Below are 2,220 nucleotides of genomic sequence, written 5' to 3' on the forward strand. Positions count from 1 at the left end.
TAGTTAAGTAAGTGGACTTTTATTTCTATATCTATTTTATTTTGATCTTTAGCTCGGGAGAATATTAAAGATTCACTGCTAAGTAGTTTTATTTTGGTTTTAGATTAGCTTAGTTTTGTTTAAAGCTAGATACTTGTTTTAAAGTTAAATGCTAGTCCTTGTTAGAGGACTAGTATCAAATTAGTATTTACTAGGATTTTTTAGATTCTAGTTTTAAACTTTAAAATCTGCCATCTAAGCTATTATCAGCAGAAGTTGTGACCTTTTATGTGATGATCACACACTTTTTAGATTCTGTTTTTATTTATAGAATCTATTTCCTTCAAAGTTAATAGGATTTCTTAGATTCTAAAGTTTTAGAATCTAATCTTTGCTTTTAGCTTAAGCTTTATCCTACTTACTTAGATTCTATTTTTGAATTTTAGAAGTTACCATCTAAGTCATGTACTAGCAGAAGGTGTGATTTTTAACGTAATAATCACACACTTCTTAGATTCTATTTTTATTCATAGAATCTATTTCTTTCCAAGTTACTAGGATTTATTAGATTCTATTTTCTAACTTAGAATCTATTTCCCTACAAGTTAATAGGATTTCTTAGAATCTACTTTCCACCAAAGTAATAAGCATAGTTTAGAGTTACTTCACCACTAGTAAAGTTTGGATTAGTATTTCTAAAATAGTATTGATACTCTACTGATACAGATTGATGTTTACCAAAGAAAGCAACTATACCAGCTTTAGCAGTAGGTAAGATGGTTACAGCATTATTACGTTTAGCTGCAGCGTCTTTGGTTGCAGCAGCTAAAGATGCGTTAGATGAGGCAGTTGCTGCAGCTATCACTGTTCTTATAGTGGCAAGATTTTGAGTAGTTTTGGCAACATCAGCAACTGCTTGCTTTAGACTTTTAACGCCATTAGCTGGATCGCCTTGATTTATAGCTTTATTAACAGCATCTATACTTGCCTCAAGCCCTGGAGTGGTAACCTTAGCAGTACTACTGTTAAATATTTTATTTGGATCTGTAACTTTGTCTACTGAAACTTTGTCGCTTCCAAGCTTGTAATCAAGACTATTTTGCGTGTTGCCATTTGTGTCAGTTTTTATACCATCACGTAGTATAGAGTACATAGCATTAGAAGCTGGCACAGTGTTTTTTGCAGTTATTGGATCTTCCCATGCTGTAACACCTGCTGTGCCAATGTTACTACCCGCTTTATTTGAGATTGCATTATTTATGACTTGAACATTTGCCTGATTAGCTTTGATGGCATTATCCACATTTTGAGCTGCAGCATTTAGAGCAGCTAAAGCTTGTGTTTGTGCATTAGCTGCAGCTATAAAGGTTGGATTATTTATAGCATCAATATTTTGTTGCCTTTGAACTGCATTAGCAGCATTTCTAAAAGCATCTATTCTATCCATTAAAGAGCTAGTATTCTTACTCGTACTCTCTGCTATAGCGGCAGTTAAGGCTTGTGCGTTTTGAACTAAACCAGTTCTACTTTGAAAGATATTATTATCTCTAATGGTTTCTGGAGTCCCTCTTTGCTCTGGAGGTAGGATGTATTGATTTTTATCCAAAAGTACTTTCATATCTGATAGCAATCTTTCCCCAGATGCGTATGTGTATGTACTCCACACTCCTGTATCACTATCTTTTTTACTTTGAGGATTTTGAGTTGTAACTGGTGCATTTTGAATGCTTTGTAATTTTTTGTATGCAAAACCAGTATTATCGGAGTTTTTAAAGGCTATAGACATGATATCTGATACTTGAGTTTGATTAGTGTTTAAATTATTTGATAATTGACTTAAAGAATCTTGTAAGTTTTGCACTGCAGCAGCCTGATTATCTAAGGCTGCTGCAAGGGGTTGGTTTATGGCACTAAGTGAAATTCCACTAAGCACTGAATTGGCTCCAGTCGCCCCATTTAGCACACTTGCACCACCAGCTACACTATTAGATGAGTTCATAAAACTGCCATTTTCATCAAGAGTTACTTTTAAGTAAGAGTTAAGATAAAGATAAGATCAATTTAAGGATTAAAAGTAAAAAGCTAATATGAAAGTTAAGGTAAAAGGTAAAAGGTAAAACATAAAACATAAAACATAAAACATAAAACATAAAACATAAAACATAAAACATAAAAGATGAAAGATGAAACATGAAACATGAAATATGAAACTAAAAGTTAAAAAACAAAGATAAAGTTAAA

At 32.7% G+C, this 2,220-nt stretch carries 1 protein-coding gene; it reads right to left on the reverse strand.

The features are described from left to right. Positions 1-604: 604 nt before the first annotated feature. Positions 605-1,978 carry a hypothetical protein gene (locus BKH40_RS08510; RefSeq protein ID WP_095278598.1) on the reverse strand — a complete coding sequence of 458 codons (1,374 nt, stop codon included), beginning with the start codon at positions 1,976-1,978 and terminating at the stop codon, positions 605-607. Positions 1,979-2,220 lie beyond the last annotated feature (242 nt).

This window comes from Helicobacter sp. 11S02629-2, from assembly GCF_002272875.1.
Taxonomy (GTDB): Bacteria; Campylobacterota; Campylobacteria; order Campylobacterales; family Helicobacteraceae; genus Helicobacter_I.

Coding starts and splice junctions, on each gene's coding strand:
- BKH40_RS08510 (WP_095278598.1), bottom strand. CDS start 1,978: ATGAACTCATCTAATAGTGTAGCTGGTGGTGCAAGTGTGCTAAATGGG.